We start from the raw sequence: 18,583 nt of genomic DNA, 5'->3' as shown, positions 1-18,583 counted from the left end.
TGCCAGTCATTATTACCACACATCTTTACGTTATTATTAAGTTACATATGTATTCATCTCTATTAAATGTAACTTATAAAATATAATTTGTAAGCTAAATTAAATGTTTAAATTTGTCTCTTAAATCTTATACTTTTTATGAAAAAAAATACCCTATCTACCCTACTACTTTTATGTTTTACAATTGTATCTGTTTCACAAAAAAAGAGCGATTTAATTGCACAAATAGATGCACTAAAAGATAGTATTGCGCAAACAAATATAGCCTTAGCAGAAGCAAACAAAGTTGCTAAAGTAAGTGTGGCTGAAGCAGATTTGTATAAAAACCAAGCTACAGAATTACAAAACGCAAATAAATCATTATTAACCAACCTTAAAAACTTTACGCAAGTATCTAGTCAAAATTCTAAAAATATGGCAAGAACTTTAGAAGCTTTAAAGGCTAAGGAATCTCAACTTTCCATTATTGAAGACTCTTTTAGTAAAAACGATTCTACTGCTATTGTTATATTAACAAACGCTAAACAGTCTTTAGGCGAAAATGCTAAAATTGCAGTAACCAATGGTGAAGTTGTTATTACAGAGACAGAGCAAAATATATTAGATGCTACTAAAACAAAAGTAAGCGCTACAGGAGAAGCTTTTCTTGAAAAAATATCTAAAATACTAGAGTTAAATATAGACTCTAAATTAACTATAACTAGTACAAGCCCTAGCTTATCTGCATTACAAAATAACCTAGTTAGTAAGTTTAATGTTATTACAGAGCGTATTAGCTTAGAAAGTACTACACAGAATAACAATACTGTTTTGTTTAAAATACATACAGACTATGCTAACTTTTATTTGCGAGTTAGAGAGCATATGAAAAGTATTAACTAATGTGATGTTTGTTGATATTTAATATTCATATAATTTTTATGCAAATTGTGCGTTTTACAACCGTAATCAAACTTTAAATATAACGCGCAATGACAACAGAAATAATATTACAAATGTTTGCCTATTTATTACCAAGTGTAGTAACTGGTATGGTAGCTTTTTATTTTTTTAAAATGCATACTAAAAATGAGGAAGGCAGAAGACGTTTTTTATTACATAAAGATTCTCAAAAAAATACCATACCTACCAGATTACAAGCTTATGAGCGTATGGCTTTATTTTTAGAGCGTATATCTATACCTAGTTTAGTAGTACGTGTTGCTCCTGTTGGTAATGATAAAAATGCATATGAAACTTTATTAATAAAGAATATTGAAAAAGAGTTTGACCACAACTTGTCTCAACAAATATATTTGTCTGATGAAAGCTGGAATATTATTAAAACGGCTAAAAGCGCTACAATACAAACCATACGCAAAGCCGCTATGAGTGAAGCAGATTCTGCAGATAAATTACGTGAAGATATTTTAAATGATACAATGGATAAGGCATCTCCATCTGCTACAGCATTAAGCTACATTAAAAAGGAAATTAGTGAACTTTGGTAAACTTATATCCGTTTTAACTTATACTAAAGACTGCTTTTAAAAGCAGTCTTTTTTTTATAATAACAATTGTTTATTATTTAGAGTTAGGAATGCTAACTTTTAATTTTGCTGCTTTTTTTTCTGCATAACTAAACCCTTGCTCCCACCATTGCGCCATTAGTTTTTTGTTAAAAACCAAAGAGTTTTCTGTTAGTTTTGTTGGAGTATAATACAAGTTTAATTTAACGCCTTTGTGTTTGGCATAAATAACCCCTTCAGAGATATCATGATATTCTATTTGATCTAAAACAAACCCATAAATACTAAGCATTAAAGAAAACGGATTTTTCCCCAATACTTTGTTATGTTCCATTTTTTCTGATTCTAAAATAATGGCATCTACCTCTGTAGCTCCACGTTCTATTGCTTCTCTAATAGGTAAAACACAACCCAAGCCACCATCACCGTACTCATAACCATCTTTTTTTACTAAAGACATAAAAGGTATATAGTTACAGGAAATCCACACCCAATCGCAAAATTCTTCATAAGTAAAATCTCTAATAGACTTATACTCTACTCTATTTTTTGATAAATTAGAGACAGTTACCACAACATCTTTAGACGTGTTTTCTATTATTTGTCTAAAGTCTGATATTGTAAAGTTCTTTTTTATAGTAGAACGCAAAGATCTACTTTCTCCAAATGTTCTTTTGCGCTTTATAAACTGTAATAAAACATTAAAATAATTAATAGAAACAAACTCCCTATCTCCTTTTCGTTTAACCACAAAAGGATTTAAACTAAAAATTTTACGTTGGTTTACATTTGTATACAAATCATACAATAAGCCAACATTGTTTAATGCTAAATGAGAAATTAACAAACTACCTGTAGATGTTCCCACAAGAATATCATAATCTCTATTTTCAATTTCCATTAAATACTGAGCAACTCCACCAGCAAATGCACCTTTACTACCGCCGCCACTAATTACTAATGCTCTCATTCTATATCTATATGGTTGGTTTCTGTATTCTTGTTTTTTGCAAAATTATAACCACTACTCCACCAAGTGGTCATTTTTTTCTCTTCAAAAATAAGAGAATTTGTAGTTAAAACTGTAGGAGTATAATAAAAGTTAATAATTGCATTGTTATGGTTGGCTACAAACTTACCTATACGTATGTTTTGTTGCTCTATTCTATCTGCCATAAAAGCAAACATATTAGTTAATAATGAAAAAGCATTTTTAGATGGCATTCTATTAAATAAATTGGTTTCTGTTTGTAAAATAATAGCATCTACAACTGTTGCGCCTCTTTTTATAGCCTCTTCAATTGGTACCATACTACCTAGTCCTCCATCTGCATATTCGCATCCATTTTTTTTAACTAAGCTCATAAAAGGCGTATAGTTACAAGATATCCAAACCCATTCACAAAACTCATTATAAGTACAGTTTTTAATAGATTTATACTCTACTTTATTTAAAGACAAATTGGCTACAGTAACTACAATCTCTGTATTATTTTTTTTAAGTTGAAGAAACTCTTGCTCCGTAATAGAGTTTTTTATCAGATTTAAAAGGTGATAACTCTCTCCAAAAGTTTTACTACCTCGTAATAAGTTTTTTAACACTTTAAAATGATTAATTGCAATAGTCTCTATACCTTGTTTTTTAGTTATAGTATAAGGGCAAGAGCTAAAAATATCATCTTGATTTACGGATGTATAAATTTTCTTAATTTTTTCAATTTTTTGCAAAGCTAAATGAGAAATAAGCAAGCTACCTGTAGAGGTGCCAATAAACATATGGTATTTGTGCTTAGCATCTTGCAATAAATACTGTGCAACACCTCCTGCAAAAGCGCCTTTACTACCTCCTCCAGAAATTACCATTGCGCGCATAATTACAATCTACTTTTAATGTATTTAAAATCTTCTTTAGATACTTGTGGCTCTAGTTTTAAAAGCATTTTTTTATACTCTTTCTTTTCTAAAATATCATTAACCAAGTTCCTTGCATAACTTTTAAATTGCCAAACAGGGTGGTTGGTTGCGTGTATTAAATCTACTAAATTAGTTTCATCTAAATAAAATAAATCGTTTAAATAAGAAAAAGCCAACTGCCTAGTTTCAAAATACTCTTTTTCACTTGTATAACTTCTTAATTCTTTTAAATAATCATTTTTTAAAGCTACATTATACTCTTTGGTCATAATAGCGAGAGAAAGCCAAAGCAATCTCACATTTTTATTAGAAAAGCCCAATATATCTTTGGTTTCTTCTAAATAAACTGCACGCTTGTCTGGATTGTAAATCCAAAGCTTATAGAGTGCATTTTCTACAGTAGTATAACTTTTATCCGTTAAAAAAGATTCAAAATAGGCAATATCTTCTAAAGTAAATTTTTGCGTATTTAAGAGTAATTTTTGCCTTAATTTAACATCATTAGACTTTAAAATACCGTTTTTAACAGCATTTGATAGGGATTTAGAATAAAATTCTACAATGTATTTTTTTAATTGATTTGATGTTGCCTTGTTCCAATACCTATCTATAATTACACTATTTAGCTCTTTACTAACGGTAAGCTCTTTCTGTAATTTATAAAAAGTAGTTATAGATGATGATGATTTTTTTAAAATTTCCTTTGCCTTATTTGTTGGAAAGTTTTTTGCTGTTAACCAAGTAGAATTATAGTCTTGTAAATTAATACCACTTGCCTGTTCTATACTAAATAAAAAATCTGCTACAGTAACATTTTTGTATTTATGCTTTTCTAAATAGTTTTTTACTCCTTCTTTAAAAGCATTTTTACCAACTAAATCTACTAATGCGTGTAAAGCCCAAGCACCTTTTTCATAAAAGGTTAAACTACTGGCCTTAGGATTTGTTAAGGCTTCTCCTTTATTTTTTTGATTAACCTTATCTAGTTGTAAAGCTGTAGCAAACAGTTTCCAATTAAAGTGCTCTTCTCCCAATACTTCTTTTTCTGCTAAATAGGCATAGTAAGTTGCAAAACCTTCATGTAACCAATGATGATTACTACTAACCTCAGTAACTAAATCTCCAAACCATTGATGGGCTAATTCATGGGCATTTACATTTACATAGTTGGTATCATTATACGCCAGAGAATCTACCACATAAGCATCAGAAAAAATAGTAGTTGTTGTGTTTTCCATACCAGCATATAAAAAATCGCGCACAGGTATTTGTTTGTACACTTGCCAAGGATAAGCAACACCAATTTCTGCCTCTAAAAAATTAAAAATAGCTTTACTGTATTTATAAGTGGTTTCTACTTTTGCTGAATCTTTTGGGTAGTAATACAACTCTAAAGGCACACCAGAAGCAGAGACTTCTTTATGTACGCTGTAATTACCAATTGCAAAGGCTAACAAATAACTAGACATTGGATTTTTCATCCTAAATTCCCATTCCTTTAAGTTATCCTTTACACTAGTTGTTTTTAACTTACCGTTAGCTATAACTTGGTAATTTTTATTAAAAGTAATAGTTAAGTTAAAAATAACTTTCTCATTCATATCATCAAAACTTGGTAGCCAATGGCTTGTATATTTCCCTTGACCTTGTGTCCAAATTTGATTGTTTTTATCATCTTTTTTATTCCAACCTACAAAATACAGTGTCTGTTTTGGTTGTGCTTGATAAGTAAGTTTTAAATTATATTTTTTACCCTTTTTTAGCTTTTTATAAATGGTAATTCTATTTTCATCTACCTTATATTTTACACGCTTATTGTTAAGTAACACTGTTGTAAAGTCCATTTTTTTGGCATCTAAAAAAACAGAATCTATAGTAGCTAACACATTAAAAGTATATGTTACAGTACCGCTAATTTTTTTAGATTGCTCATTTGGTTGTACATCTATATTTGCAGTTAAAAAATCTACATTTTGTTGTTCTTGTGCCTGTAAAACAAAGCATTGCATACAAATTAAAAACAGTATAAAGTATCTAAAAAAAATCATCTTTTTAATTTTCAACCAAAATAAGCATTTTCATCTTTTGTGGTTGTTCAGATTCGGTTTATTTTAGTCCTATGAATCCTAATTATTTACAAACTCCTATTGCATACCTAAAAGGTGTTGGGCCAAGTAGAGCCCAAACCCTACAGAGTGAGTTGGGTGTATATACCTATCAGGATTTACTTAATCTTTTTCCTAACAGGTATCTGGATAAAACCCAATACTATAAAATTAGTCAGTTACAGCGCAACAGTGCAGAGGTACAAGTAATTGGTAAAATTATACATTTAAAAGCTGTAGAACAAAAAAGAGGAAAAAGGCTAGTTGCCACTTTTGTAGATGATACAGGTAAAATGGAACTAGTTTGGTTTAGAGGCCAAAAATGGATTAAAGAAAATATTAAACTAAATGTGCCTTATGTAATTTATGGCAAAACAAATTGGTTTAATGGTACATTTTCTATGCCTCACCCAGAAATGGAATTATTAGAAGACCACAAAAAGGGGCTTAAAGTTAGCATGCAGCCTATATACCCTTCATCAGAAAAACTAACTAACAAAGGCATTACAAATAAAGTAACAAGCAAACTTTTACAGCAGTTATTTATAGATACAAAAGTACAGTTTGTAGAAACTTTACCTGCTAGTGTATTAAAAGATTTAAAATTAATAAGTAAAAGTGATGCGTTACTGAATATACACTTCCCTAAAAGTCAGCAAGATTTAGCAAAAGCACAATTTAGGCTAAAGTTTGAAGAGTTGTTTTATATACAATTACAACTTATTGCTAAAAAAATGGTGCGTAAAAATAAAATTAAAGGCTTTCCTTTTAACGCTGTTGGCACCTATTTTAGTGACTTTTATAATAATTATTTACCTTTTGAGCTTACCAATGCTCAAAAACGTGTTGTAAAAGAAATTAGGGCAGATTTGGGTAGTAACGCACAAATGAATAGACTTTTACAAGGAGACGTTGGCTCTGGTAAAACCATTGTGGCATTAATGACAATGTTATTGGCTTTAGACAATGGTTTTCAGGCGTGTTTAATGGCACCTACAGAAATTTTAGCCACGCAACATTACAACGGAATAACGGAGTTGTTACAAGGTTTAAATATTAAAGTATCTTTACTAACAGGTTCTGTAAAAAAATCGGCCCGAAGAATTATACATGAAGAACTAGAGAGTGGCGACTTACACATTTTAATTGGCACTCACGCACTTTTAGAAGACAAAGTACAGTATAAAAATTTAGGACTAGCAATTATAGATGAGCAACATAGATTTGGAGTAGCGCAACGCGCAAAATTATGGCGTAAAAACACAATGCCTCCTCATATTTTGGTAATGACGGCCACACCAATCCCTAGAACATTAGCTATGAGTTTGTATGGTGATTTAGACATTTCTGTAATAGATGAACTACCACCAGGACGTAAACCAATAAAAACTGTGCATAGGTTTGATGCAAACCGTTTAAAAGTTTTTAGATTTTTAAAAGATGAAATAAATATAGGAAGACAAGTGTATGTAGTATATCCATTAATAAAAGAATCTGAAGCTTTAGATTATAAAGATTTAATGGATGGTTATGAGAGTATTGCTAGAGATTTTCCGGCTCCAAAATACCAAATATCTATTGTACACGGGCAAATGAAACCAGATGATAAAGAGTTTGAAATGCAACGCTTTATTAAAGGAGAAACTCAAATTATGGTTGCCACAACTGTTATAGAGGTTGGTGTAAACGTACCCAATGCATCTGTAATGATTATAGAAAGTGCAGAACGTTTTGGCCTATCTCAATTACACCAATTGCGTGGCAGAGTTGGTAGAGGTGCAGACCAAAGTTATTGCATTTTAATGACTGGTCATAAACTATCTGAAGACGCAAAAACAAGACTAGAAACTATGGTACGCACCAATGATGGTTTTGAAATTGCAGAGGTAGATTTAAAACTACGCGGTCCAGGAGACATTATGGGTACACAACAAAGTGGAGTTTTAAATCTTAAAATAGCAGATATTGTAAAAGATAATGACATTTTACAAACAGCTAGGCATTATGCTATTAAAATTTTAAAAGAAGACCCTAGCCTTAGCCACCCCAATAATAACGTGGTTTCACAAGCTTACGCGCAACTTGTAAAGCATAAAAACATATGGACCTACATAAGTTGAACATCGTAATTTAAAATCATCTTTTAACAATTAATTTATGGTATTCTTTATTTTTGAGAGTTAGAGGTTTTACACGGTTTGTAAAACAAGATTAGAGTAAAACTACCCTATTCTTTTGCTAAACTAAGATGAAAATAAATAATACATGAAAACACTGTTTGACAAGGTGTGGGATTCCCACGTAGTAAGAAAAATAGAAAACGGACCAGATGTTCTTTTTATAGATCGCCATATGATACATGAAGTTACTAGTCCGGTTGCTTTTTTAGGATTAAAAAGTAGAAATATTGGCGTAAAACACCCAGAAAAAACATTTGCTACTGCGGATCATAACACACCAACTATTAATCAGCACTTACCCGTTAAAGATCCTTTATCTGCTAACCAATTAAAAGCATTAGAAGAAAACTCTAAAGCTCACGGTATTAGTTATTGGGGATTAGGTCATGAAAAAAACGGTATTGTACACGTTGTTGGTCCAGAATATGGTATTACACAACCAGGAGCCACTATTGTTTGTGGAGACTCACACACGTCTACACACGGTGCCTTTGGCGCTATTGCATTTGGTATTGGAACATCTGAGGTAGAAATGGTTTTAGCTACACAATGTATTATGCAACCTAAACCAAAAAGTATGCGTATTAACGTTGTGGGTAACCTAAATAAAGGGGTAACACCTAAAGACGTTGCTTTATACATTATATCTCAACTTACCACATCTGGTGCTACAGGCTACTTTGTAGAATACGCAGGTGATGTATTTAAAAATATGACTATGGAAGGCCGTATGACGGTTTGTAACCTTAGTATAGAAATGGGTGCCCGTGGAGGTATGATTGCTCCTGACGAAAAAACATTAGAATACGTTAAAGGAAGAGAGTTTACACCAACTGGTGCTGCTTGGGATAAAGCAAAAGCATACTGGGATACTTTATACACAGAAGAAGACGCTACATTTGATAAAGAACTTACTTTTAAAGGAGCAGATATAGAACCTATGATTACCTATGGTACTAATCCTGGTATGGGAATGGGTATTGGCAAAGATATACCAACTGCAGAGAGTTTAGAGGGTGGTGTATCTACCTATAAAAAGTCTTTACAATATATGGCTTTTAATGAAGGAGATTCTATGATTGGTAAGCCAATTGACTTTGTGTTTTTAGGAAGCTGTACTAACGGAAGAATTGAAGATTTTAGAGCTTTTACAGAAATTGTAAAAGGCAAGCAAAAAGCGCCAAATGTAACTGCGTGGTTGGTGCCGGGCTCGCATAAAGTAGAAGCAGCTATTAAAGAAGAAGGTTTATTAGATATTTTAACAGCTGCTGGTTTTGAGTTAAGAGAACCTGGTTGTTCTGCGTGTTTAGCTATGAATGATGATAAAGTACCAGCTGGTAAATATGCCGTAAGTACATCTAACAGAAATTTTGAAGGTAGGCAAGGTCCTGGATCTAGAACATTGTTAGCTTCCCCTTTAGTAGCTGCCGCTGCTGCAGTAACAGGTAAGGTTACAGACCCTAGAGAATTGCTATAAACCGTATGAGATTATATAGTTTAACTCTCAATTTAAAGCTTAAAAACAATATTTAAAATATTACAATGGCCAATAGCTATTGATAAAAACTAAATTTAAAATGGCATACGATAAATTTAATATCCTAAAAAGTAGTGTTGTTCCGCTACCAATAGAAAACGTTGATACCGACCAAATTATACCAGCAAGATTTTTAAAAGCTACAGAACGTAAAGGTTTTGGAGATAATTTATTTAGAGATTGGCGCTACAATGCGGACAATTCTCCTAAAAAAGATTTTGTTTTAAACCAAGATAAATACTCTGGTAAAATACTAGTTGGTGGTAAAAACTTTGGTTCTGGTTCTTCTCGTGAGCACGCAGCTTGGGCTGTATATGACTATGGTTTTAGATGTGTAGTATCTAGTTTTTTTGCAGATATTTTTAGAAACAACTGTTTAAACGTTGGTGTATTACCTGTACAGGTTTCTCCTGAATTTTTAGAAAAAATATTTGCAGAGACAGAAAAAGACGCTGACTCACAAGTAGAGGTAAATTTACAAGAACAAACAATTACTATTGTTAATACTGGCGACAAAGAATCTTTTGACATTAATGCGTATAAAAAAGAAAATATGCTTAATGGTTTTGATGATATTGACTACCTGTTAAATATGAAAGAAGAAATTACAGCTTTTGCTGAAAATACTCCTTTGTAATTTAATACGTACCAGAATAACCCGCCAATACTATAATGAAAAGAAAGATTGAAATAATGGATACCACACTCCGTGATGGTGAACAAACCTCTGGAGTGTCCTTTTCTGTTTCTGAAAAATTAACTCTTGCTAAATTATTATTAGAAGAGTTAAAGGTTGATAGGATTGAAGTTGCATCTGCACGTGTGTCTGATGGTGAACTGCAAGCTGTACAACAAATTACAAGTTGGGCAACTGTACACAACTACATTAACAATGTAGAGGTTTTAACTTTTGTAGATAAAGGTGTATCTATTAAATGGATGCAAGATGCTGGTGCTAAAGTGCAAAACTTATTAACCAAAGGATCTTTAAATCATTTAACTCATCAGTTAAAAAAAACACCAGAACAGCACTTTAAAGAAATTAAAGAAACTATTCTTCTTGCTCAAAATCATCAAATAGAAACAAATGTATATTTAGAAGATTGGAGCAACGGTATGCGAAATTCTAAAGCATATGTGTATCAGTTTTTAGATTTTTTATCTCATCAACCTATAAAAAGAGTTTTATTACCAGACACATTAGGTGTACTAACACACACTGAAACATTTACGTACATCTCAGAACTGGTAAAAAAATACCCAAACCTTCATTTTGATTTTCACGGTCATAACGATTATGATTTAAGTGTTGCTAACGTAATGGAGGCTATTAAAGCTGGTTGTCACGGTTTACACCTAACCATTAACGGTATGGGAGAACGTGCCGGTAACGCACCAATGGCAAGTGTTGTTGCGGTAATTAATGATTTTTTACCTGATGTAGAAATTGATTTAAAAGAAACATCTTTATACAAGGTAAGCAGACTAGTATCTACATTTACTGGTTTTGGTATTCCTGCAAACAAACCTATTGTTGGCGAAAATGTGTTTACACAAACCGCAGGTATTCATGCAGATGGCGATAGCAAAAAGAATCTTTATTTTAATGATTTGCTTCCTGAGCGTTTTGGTAGAAAAAGACAATATGCCTTAGGAAAAACATCTGGCAAGGCTAATATTTTAAAAAACTTACAAGAGCTAGGTCTTACACTAAATGATGATGATTTAGGAAAAGTTACACAACGAATTATTGAGTTGGGTGATAAAAAGGAAAAAGTAACTAAAGAGGATTTACCTTATATAATTTCTGATGTTCTTGATAGTGATAGTTACCAAGATAAAGTTATTGTAAAAAGCTATGTGCTTACCCATTCTAAGGGCTTAAAACCAAGCACAACGGTTGCCGTAGAAATAGAAAATGAATTGTTTGAAGAAAATGCGCAGGGAGACGGACAATTTGATGCTTTTATGAATGCAGTTACCAAAATTTTTAAAACTAAAAAAATTCAGCTTCCTAAATTAATAGATTATGCTGTGCGTATACCACCTGGCAGTAATTCTGACGCACTTTGTGAAACCATTATTACATGGCAAAATGGAGAAAATGAATTTAAAACACGAGGTTTAGATTCAGACCAAACTGTATCGGCAATAAAAGCAACAGAAAAAATGTTGAACATTATTTAGCAGAATTAAAATAATAAATTAAAGAGAAAAATATACTTATGAAATTAAATATAGCACTATTAGCAGGAGACGGTATTGGTCCAGAAGTAATAGACCAAGCAGTAAAAGTATCTAATGCTATTGCAAAGAAGTTTAATCATGAAATTAATTGGACACCAGCATTAACGGGTGCTGCAGCCATTGACGCAGTTGGAGAACCTTACCCAGATGAAACACATGCTATTTGCGAAGCTGCAGATGCTGTCTTGTTTGGTGCTATTGGTCATCCTAGGTTTGACAATGACCCATCTGCCAAAGTAAGACCAGAACAAGGTTTGCTTAAAATGAGACAAAAATTAGGTTTGTTTGCTAATGTTAGACCAACATTTACATTTCCTTCTTTAATAGATAAATCTCCCTTAAAAAGAGAGCGTATAGAAGGTACAGATCTTATTATTTTAAGAGAACTTACGGGCGGAATTTATTTTGGAGAACGCGGACGTAAAGACAATGGCGATACTGCTTTTGATACTTGTACATACACAAGAGCAGAAGTACAACGTTTGGCTAAAAAAGGATTTGAATTGGCTATGACGCGTTCTAAAAAGCTTTGTTGCGTAGATAAAGCAAATGTTTTAGAATCTTCTAGATTATGGAGAGAAACTGTACAAGCAATGGAAAAAGAATACCCAGAGGTAGAAGTTTCTTATGAGTTTGTAGATGCTGTGGCAATGCGTTTGGTACAATGGCCAAACTCTTATGATGTTATGATTACTGAAAATCTTTTTGGTGATATTTTAACTGATGAAGCTTCTGTTATATCTGGCTCTATGGGATTAATGCCATCTGCATCTGTAGGTGAAAAAGCAAAGTTATATGAACCTATACACGGATCATATCCGCAAGCAGCTGGTAAAGATATTGCAAACCCTTTAGCAACAGTTTTATCTGCCGCAATGTTATTTGAAGATTTTAAATTGGTTGAAGAAGCACAAGCTATAAGAGATGTTGTAAACAAATCTTTAGCCGAAGGTATTGTTACTGAAGATTTATCTGAAGGAGCAAAAGCATACAAAACCAGTGAAGTTGGAGATTGGTTAGCTAAAAACGTATAATCTTAGTACAATTATATAGTAGTTTAAAAGCCTCTAAATGTATTATTAGAGGCTTTTATTTTATTTATTACCAGCTAACTCCGCTACCACCACCACCAGATCTACCACCGCCAAAGCTTGAAGATGATGAAGAGGAAGAAGATGATGAAGAATAACTACTACTTGAGGAACTAGAACTGCTTGATGAACTAGAGCTTTCTCTTACCAATTTAGCTAAAATAGCTATGTTAGATGTTTTATCATTACAATTTTTACATTCGTAATAGTCTACACGCTCTCCTTCTCTATCATAAGTTGGCCTTTTAGTAACTACAGACCTTGTTTTTCCTTTAGTCTTATAATTACATTGGTAACATTTTGAGTATTTTCTACTAGAATTACCATCATATTTCAATATTAAAATATCACTTTTATCTTCTGTTACCCAAACATCATAATCTACAGAATTTATATTTTCTTCTACTATTTCACCTTCTTTTAAAAAATCTCTTTCTTTCTTAGAATCTAATAAAATTAAAGGTTTACCATTTACCTTACTAAATCTTGGGTCGTACCTATACTGCTTTAACCTTGTCTTTATAGTTTCGTTTATTCCCCATAACGGAAAAGGAAATAAGAACGCAAAACATCCTATTTCAACTTTTTTAAGACTATTATATTTATCATAATAATCTTCTTTAGATGCATCTATAAATTTAATTTTAAGAGAATAATAAATGGTAAGAAAAATTAAGAAAAATACATATAGTACTGAAAAAAGAACCCATTTGTTTATTGCTAGTATGTCGTCTATAAATAATAAAAATGCAGAATCGCCATTATCTACTTCATAGGTAATATCATTAGAATATATGTAATCTATAGCATCTGGATTTTCTAAAAATTCTTTAACCCTGTCTACCGCCTTTAAAAGTCCCTCTCCATAATTACCTTCTTTAAAAAACGGAACAATTTCATCTGTACCAATTCTGTAACAAATATTATCTGTTAATACAGCCTCTAAGCCATAACCCGTCTCAAACTCGGTTCTACGCTGGTCTATTACCGTTAAAATTAGCAAGCCGTTGTCTTTATCAGCTTTGCCAATTCCCCATTTATTAAAAAGTTTTGTCGCAAATTTTTTAGGTATTTCATCACCTATACTTTTAACAACAACAATGGCAACTTCTGCAGATGTATTCCTTTCTAACTCAAATAATACTTTATTAATTTCTTCTTCGTAAATAGCAGAAATATAACCATCAGGATCAGATACGTAGCCTAAAACACCCTCTCCTCTAGGTTTAGGAATTTCTAATATAGAGTAATAATCTATTTCCCTATTTGAATATGTTGGCGCCGTAAAAACAGGATATTTGTAAGGCCCGTTAGTTTGTTTAGTTAGTGTTGCTTCATCAGAAGCTACATTCTCAACTATTTCTTCAGGTATTTCTACATTTGTTATATAATCTTCATTTTCAGCAACTTCAACTTTCCCTTCTTCCTTTTCTTCAATTGTGTTTAACTCTATAACTATTTCATCAATTGAATCATCATAAATTACTGCTTCTTCAATTGCAGAATAATCTATTTCCTCTTTGTTTTGGTCTTTACAAGATGTAACTAATAAAAGAAACAAAAAGAAATAGCAATAGTGTTTGAATATCATAAGTTAGTATTATATCAAACTAAACTAGAAATAAAAAGTAAGGCAAGCAAACTAAAATTATTTAGGTGTTGATCATTACTGATCTATGATTTTCTTTTTTGTCTTCTACTAATTACAATTCCTACAGCCATTAATACTCCTGTACTAGCTAACACAGCCCCTACATAACTAGAAGATACCACACTATATCCCATTGCAATAGGTAAGCCTGCTAAAAACGCACCAGAAGCGTTACCCATATTAAATGCACTTTGGTTCATAGACGAACCTAACATTTCTGATCCTTTAGAGGCATTAATAATTGCCATTTGTAAAGGTGTTACCACACTAAAAGAAATTGCGCCAATAATAAATGTAAGTATTAAAACTAAAACCGGACTAGCAGCCACTAATGCATTAATTATTAAAACAGTTGCCATTAAGCCTAAGCTTGTAATTACAGCTCGCATTGGGGATAGCTTTTCTGTTAGTTTTGCTCCCAAAAAATTACCAGCTACCATACCTAAACCAGCTAAAATCATAGCATAGCCAATCATATACTCTGGGTATTTAGTAACATCAGTTATTAACGGTGCTATATAACTGTACCAAGCAAAAAAGCCACCTGTACCTATGGTCGTAAGTAGTATTAAAACCCAAAGTTCTACTCTTTTAAAAATCTTAAAATCTTCTTTAATGCTTACCTTAGAAGCAGGTTGTAGCGTGGGCATCCAAAAATAAACGGTTACCATTGCCAATATACCTACAACACCTACCATCATAAAAGCTACATTCCAACTAAAATGATGTCCAAAATATGTACCTATTGGTACACCAATAACATTAGCTATAGTTAGCCCCGCAAACATAATTGCCATTGCTTGAGGTTCTTTACCAGGGGCAGCCAATTTACCTGCTACAACAGCCCCTATGCCAAAAAAAGCACCGTGTGGTAAGCCAGATAAAAACCTAAAAATTAGTAACGACGTATAATTATCTGCAAAAGCAGACAGTGTATTAAAAACTGTAAACCACAGCATTAAACCTAATAACATTTTATGAGACGGCCACTTACTGCCAAGACTAGAGAGTATTGGTGCGCCAACAACAACACCTAATGCATAAATAGCAATAAAATGACCAGCCTCTGGTATTGTTATGTGTAGTGCATTTGCTACATCTGGCAAAATTCCCATAATAACAAACTCCGTCATTCCTATGCCAAAACCGCCTATTGCTAAAGCTATTAACGCCTTTTTGTTCATTTTTTTCGTGCTCATTTTTTTCTAGGTCTTTCTATAGTAGCTAGATAGCTCTTTTTAGATGAAATAAGCAAACAAAGGTAACTAGAATACTACCCAATCTTGTATGCAGTATTAACACATTTATGTTAATTAATATATAAAAAACAACTGGTCTGTAAAATTCTACAATTGGGTATTTCTTTTTGTCAGAATAACTCTCACTAATAGACATTTGCTTCATCAATCAACAAAAAACATTTAAACTTTTTTTAAAATGAAACAACTATTTTTTTTACTCTTTGTGCTTACAACTTGTTCTTTATTTGCACAAACAACCATAAGTGGTATTGTAACAGATAAAAAAGGAGCGCCTATTAGTGGTGCCAATGTGTATTTAGATGGTACTTATGATGGTACTGCAACTATAGACAATGGAACATTTACATTTACCACTGAAGAAACAGGAGAACAAACTTTAATAGTATCCTTTATTTCTTTTGAAACTTATAGTACAACTAACTTGGTTAAAAATTTACAAAATTTAACAATAAAACTTAAAGAAGATGTAAATACTTTAGATGCTGTAATTGTTAACGCAGGCGCTTTTAAAGCAGGTGAAAATGCAAAAGTTACAGCATTAAAACCGTTAGATGTTGTTACTACAGCTGGCGCTATGGGTGATTTTGTTGGAGCTTTACAAACCTTACCAGGCACCTCTAACGTTGCAGAAGATGGACGCTTGTTTGTACGCGGTGGTGATGCCGAAGAGACACAAATTTTTGTAGATGGCATGCGCGTATTTAGTCCATACTCACCTACAGCAAATAGTATACCTACAAGAGGTAGACTATCTCCTTTTTTATTTAAAGGTATTACTTTTTCTACTGGTGGTTATTCGGCAGAATACGGACAAGCATTATCTAGTGTTTTACTTTTAAATAGTATTGATGAGCCAGAGGAAGAACGTACAGACATATCTTTAATGACTGTTGGTTTAGGTATAGGAAATACACAAAAGTGGAAAAAAAATTCACTTAGTATAAATGCATCATACATAAACTTACAACCGTACCAAGAGCTTTACCCAGACAATAATGAATGGCATAAACCGGTACAGTCTTTTGGTGGTGAAGCTGTATACAGACATAAAATTAATACTAATGGTTTACTTAAGCTATATGGAGCATTTAGCACTGTAAATTTTGATGTAACACAACAAGATATAAACATACAAGAAGGTATACGTTTTGGTATGAAAAATAGAAATTTATATTTTAATGCATCCTATAAAGACTTTTTAAAAAATGATTGGAGCATACAAACTGGCTTGTCTTATGCCAATGATTATTCTGATTTAGATATTATAGACGATAGTGTACAAGACACAGAAAACGCTGCTCATTTAAAATTAAAGTTAAGTAAATTTTACAACAGCAGATTTCGTTTAAATTTTGGAGCAGAATATTTTATTACAAGTTTTAATGAAGACTATACTGCATTAAATGAGGATACTTATAATTATACGTTTAATAACAATATAACTGCATCTTTTGCAGAAGCAAATATTTTCTTCTCTAAAAAACTGGCAGCGAACATAGGTTTACGCGGCGAGTATTCTAGTTTATTAAATGAATTTACCGCCTCACCTAGAGCTTCTGTAGCATATAAATCTGGTGCTAATTCTCAGGTATCATTAGCATATGGGCAATTTTACCAAAACCCTAAAAATGAATATTTAAAATTTAACACCAATTTTTCTGCAGAAAATACATCACATTTAATTGCCAATTATCAATATGTAAAAAACAAGCAAATATTTAGGGCTGAAGCTTATTACAAAGATTATAACAAGCTTGTTAAATACAACACAGAGCAACCACTACCAACAGCAAACTATAGCAATAATGGTGGTGGTTTTGCTAAGGGTTTAGATATATTTTGGAGAGATAATAAAACTATTAAAAATACAGAATACTGGGTGTCTTATTCGTATTTAGATACGGAACGAGACTATAAAAATTATCCGACCAGAGCTACACCTAGTTTTGCATCGCAACACAACGCTTCAGTAGTTCTAAAACATTTTATTAGCGATTTAAAAAGTCAGGTTGGATTAAGCTATAATTTTGCTTCTGGGCGTAACTATACAGACCCAAATAAAAGTGGTTTTTTAAATAGTAAAGCAAAAAATTACAATGCTGTAAATGCCAATTGGGCATACTTAATTAGTCCACAAAAAATACTTTATTTTTCTGTTAGCAATGTATTTGGTACTCAAAATGTAAACGGCTATCAATTTAAAAACCAAGCAAATACCAACGGCATTTTTGAAAGCAGAACTATTAAACCAGCTGCTGACCGTTTCTTTTTTGTTGGTTTCTTTTGGACCATTAGTGATAATAAAAAAGATAACCAGTTAGACAATTTATAAATATACATTTCAGCTACTTAAAACTACAGCTGAGTAACATAAAAATGCATAACTAGCCAAAGGTTATGATATTTGAACAAAGAAATAAATAACAATATAAAACCTTAAAAAAATGAAAAAGATTGCCATATTATTAGCCTTTATATGTGTAACAAGTTTAAGTGCACAAACACAGTATGAAAAAGGAATGACCAAAGCTTTTGAGCTATGGAAAAATAACGAGAGTGCAAAAGCAGTGCAAATGTTTGAGCGTATTTCTAGTGTAGAAAAAGACAATTGGTTACCGCCATATTATGCAGCTACCGTAGAAATTATAAGTGCTTTTGACATAAAAGATGAAGCAGAACTAACTGCTAAACTAAACAAAGCAAAAACGTTATTAGATGCTGCTGACAAATTATCTGAAAATAACCCAGAAATATTAATGTCATATGCGTTACTAAACACAGCATATATTGCTTTTGACGGACAAAAATACGGAATGACATTATCTGGTAAAAACGTAGCTATTTATAACAAAGCATTAGCAATTGCACCAAATAACCCAAGAGTAGTTTTAGGTAAAGCAGAATGGGATATGGGAGCAGCAAAGTTCTTTGGACAACCACTAGAACCGTTTTGTAAAGATGTAAAAAAAGCTATAGAATTATTTAAAAAAGAAGAACAAACCATTAAATTTTACCCGTATAGTGGTTTAGAAAGAGCTAAAGAAATATTAGAAAACTGTGAAAAAAAATCCTCTCAAAATTAATTGAG

General features: G+C 32.1%; 14 protein-coding genes. 9 read left to right on the top strand and 5 right to left on the bottom strand.

Annotation, left to right across the window (positions count from 1 at the left end; translation table 11 throughout):
• The first annotated feature begins 138 nt into the window (after window positions 1-138).
• A complete protein-coding gene (locus PBN93_RS13850; RefSeq protein WP_271080881.1) occupies window positions 139-882 on the top strand; it encodes a hypothetical protein in 744 nt (247 codons plus the stop codon).
• Window positions 883-971: 89 nt separating this feature from the next.
• Window positions 972-1,490: a DUF7935 family protein gene (locus PBN93_RS13845; protein ID WP_013622324.1), complete on the top strand. Its 519-nt coding sequence runs from the start codon at window positions 972-974 to the stop codon at window positions 1,488-1,490.
• Between the two features lie 73 nt (window positions 1,491-1,563).
• On the opposite strand, the gene PBN93_RS13840 is transcribed toward PBN93_RS13845, so the two are convergent.
• From PBN93_RS13840 to PBN93_RS13830, 3 genes are read right to left on the bottom strand one after another with little or no spacing between them, the layout of a single operon-like run.
• Window positions 1,564-2,478 carry a patatin-like phospholipase family protein gene (locus PBN93_RS13840; protein WP_077405717.1) on the bottom strand — a complete coding sequence of 305 codons (915 nt, stop codon included), beginning with the start codon at window positions 2,476-2,478 and terminating at the stop codon, window positions 1,564-1,566.
• Entirely contained in the window at window positions 2,475-3,380 is a 906-nt protein-coding gene (locus tag PBN93_RS13835) for a patatin-like phospholipase family protein (RefSeq protein WP_077405715.1), read from the bottom strand. Before PBN93_RS13835 ends, PBN93_RS13840 begins: the two co-directional genes overlap by 4 nt.
• Window positions 3,381-3,382: 2 nt before the next feature.
• Window positions 3,383-5,431, bottom strand: a complete 2,049-nt coding sequence (locus PBN93_RS13830; RefSeq protein ID WP_245799638.1) for a M1 family metallopeptidase — start codon at window positions 5,429-5,431, stop codon at window positions 3,383-3,385.
• Window positions 5,432-5,541: 110 nt separating this feature from the next.
• On the opposite strand from PBN93_RS13830, the gene recG reads away from it, so the two are divergent.
• From recG to leuB, 5 genes are all read left to right on the top strand, one after another.
• A complete protein-coding gene (gene recG / locus PBN93_RS13825) occupies window positions 5,542-7,647 on the top strand; it encodes an ATP-dependent DNA helicase RecG (protein WP_077405708.1) in 2,106 nt (701 codons plus the stop codon).
• Window positions 7,648-7,792: 145 nt separating this feature from the next.
• Window positions 7,793-9,184, top strand: a complete 1,392-nt coding sequence (leuC, locus tag PBN93_RS13820) for a 3-isopropylmalate dehydratase large subunit (protein ID WP_271080880.1) — start codon at window positions 7,793-7,795, stop codon at window positions 9,182-9,184.
• A 100-nt stretch (window positions 9,185-9,284) separates the two neighbouring features.
• Window positions 9,285-9,881 (top strand): 3-isopropylmalate dehydratase small subunit, encoded by a 597-nt coding sequence (gene leuD, locus PBN93_RS13815; RefSeq protein WP_034643880.1) that lies wholly within the window; start codon window positions 9,285-9,287, stop codon window positions 9,879-9,881.
• A 32-nt stretch (window positions 9,882-9,913) separates the two neighbouring features.
• The gene (locus PBN93_RS13810; RefSeq protein ID WP_077405699.1) at window positions 9,914-11,431 is read left to right on the top strand and encodes an alpha-isopropylmalate synthase regulatory domain-containing protein; all 1,518 of its coding nucleotides are present in this window, start codon (window positions 9,914-9,916) and stop codon (window positions 11,429-11,431) included.
• Window positions 11,432-11,469: 38 nt separating this feature from the next.
• A complete protein-coding gene (gene leuB, locus PBN93_RS13805) occupies window positions 11,470-12,525 on the top strand; it encodes a 3-isopropylmalate dehydrogenase (protein WP_077405696.1) in 1,056 nt (351 codons plus the stop codon).
• 67 nt (window positions 12,526-12,592) lie between these two features.
• On the opposite strand, the gene PBN93_RS13800 is transcribed toward leuB, so the two are convergent.
• Complete coding sequence (locus PBN93_RS13800) at window positions 12,593-14,173, bottom strand: TPM domain-containing protein (RefSeq protein WP_077405693.1); 1,581 nt, start codon at window positions 14,171-14,173, stop codon at window positions 12,593-12,595.
• 83 nt (window positions 14,174-14,256) lie between these two features.
• A complete protein-coding gene (locus PBN93_RS13795) occupies window positions 14,257-15,432 on the bottom strand; it encodes an MFS transporter (RefSeq protein ID WP_271080879.1) in 1,176 nt (391 codons plus the stop codon).
• Window positions 15,433-15,670: 238 nt separating this feature from the next.
• Here PBN93_RS13795 and PBN93_RS13790 point away from each other — a divergent pair, with 238 nt between their 5' ends.
• Both PBN93_RS13790 and PBN93_RS13785 read left to right on the top strand, forming a co-directional pair.
• Entirely contained in the window at window positions 15,671-17,827 is a 2,157-nt protein-coding gene (locus tag PBN93_RS13790) for a TonB-dependent receptor (RefSeq protein WP_271080878.1), read from the top strand.
• A 112-nt stretch (window positions 17,828-17,939) separates the two neighbouring features.
• Window positions 17,940-18,578 carry a hypothetical protein gene (locus tag PBN93_RS13785; RefSeq protein ID WP_077405684.1) on the top strand — a complete coding sequence of 213 codons (639 nt, stop codon included), beginning with the start codon at window positions 17,940-17,942 and terminating at the stop codon, window positions 18,576-18,578.
• Window positions 18,579-18,583: the final 5 nt, after the last annotated feature.

The sequence above is a fragment of the Cellulophaga omnivescoria genome (assembly GCF_027915275.1).
GTDB classification, from domain to species: Bacteria; Bacteroidota; Bacteroidia; order Flavobacteriales; family Flavobacteriaceae; genus Cellulophaga; species Cellulophaga omnivescoria.
This window is presented reverse-complemented; position numbering and strand designations above follow the sequence as displayed.

Excerpts from the sequence above, each read along its gene's own strand:
- PBN93_RS13850 (WP_271080881.1), top strand. The coding sequence starts at position 139 with ATGAAAAAAAATACCCTATCTACCCTACTACTTTTATGTTTTACAATT.
- PBN93_RS13845 (WP_013622324.1), top strand. The coding sequence starts at position 972 with ATGACAACAGAAATAATATTACAAATGTTTGCCTATTTATTACCAAGT.
- PBN93_RS13840 (WP_077405717.1), bottom strand. The coding sequence starts at position 2,478 with ATGAGAGCATTAGTAATTAGTGGCGGCGGTAGTAAAGGTGCATTTGCT.
- PBN93_RS13835 (WP_077405715.1), bottom strand. The coding sequence starts at position 3,380 with ATGCGCGCAATGGTAATTTCTGGAGGAGGTAGTAAAGGCGCTTTTGCA.
- PBN93_RS13830 (WP_245799638.1), bottom strand. The coding sequence starts at position 5,431 with ATGCAATGCTTTGTTTTACAGGCACAAGAACAACAAAATGTAGATTTT.
- recG (WP_077405708.1), top strand. The coding sequence starts at position 5,542 with ATGAATCCTAATTATTTACAAACTCCTATTGCATACCTAAAAGGTGTT.
- leuC (WP_271080880.1), top strand. The coding sequence starts at position 7,793 with ATGAAAACACTGTTTGACAAGGTGTGGGATTCCCACGTAGTAAGAAAA.
- leuD (WP_034643880.1), top strand. The coding sequence starts at position 9,285 with ATGGCATACGATAAATTTAATATCCTAAAAAGTAGTGTTGTTCCGCTA.
- leuB (WP_077405696.1), top strand. The coding sequence starts at position 11,470 with ATGAAATTAAATATAGCACTATTAGCAGGAGACGGTATTGGTCCAGAA.
- PBN93_RS13800 (WP_077405693.1), bottom strand. The coding sequence starts at position 14,173 with ATGATATTCAAACACTATTGCTATTTCTTTTTGTTTCTTTTATTAGTT.
- PBN93_RS13795 (WP_271080879.1), bottom strand. The coding sequence starts at position 15,432 with ATGAGCACGAAAAAAATGAACAAAAAGGCGTTAATAGCTTTAGCAATA.
- PBN93_RS13790 (WP_271080878.1), top strand. The coding sequence starts at position 15,671 with ATGAAACAACTATTTTTTTTACTCTTTGTGCTTACAACTTGTTCTTTA.
- PBN93_RS13785 (WP_077405684.1), top strand. The coding sequence starts at position 17,940 with ATGAAAAAGATTGCCATATTATTAGCCTTTATATGTGTAACAAGTTTA.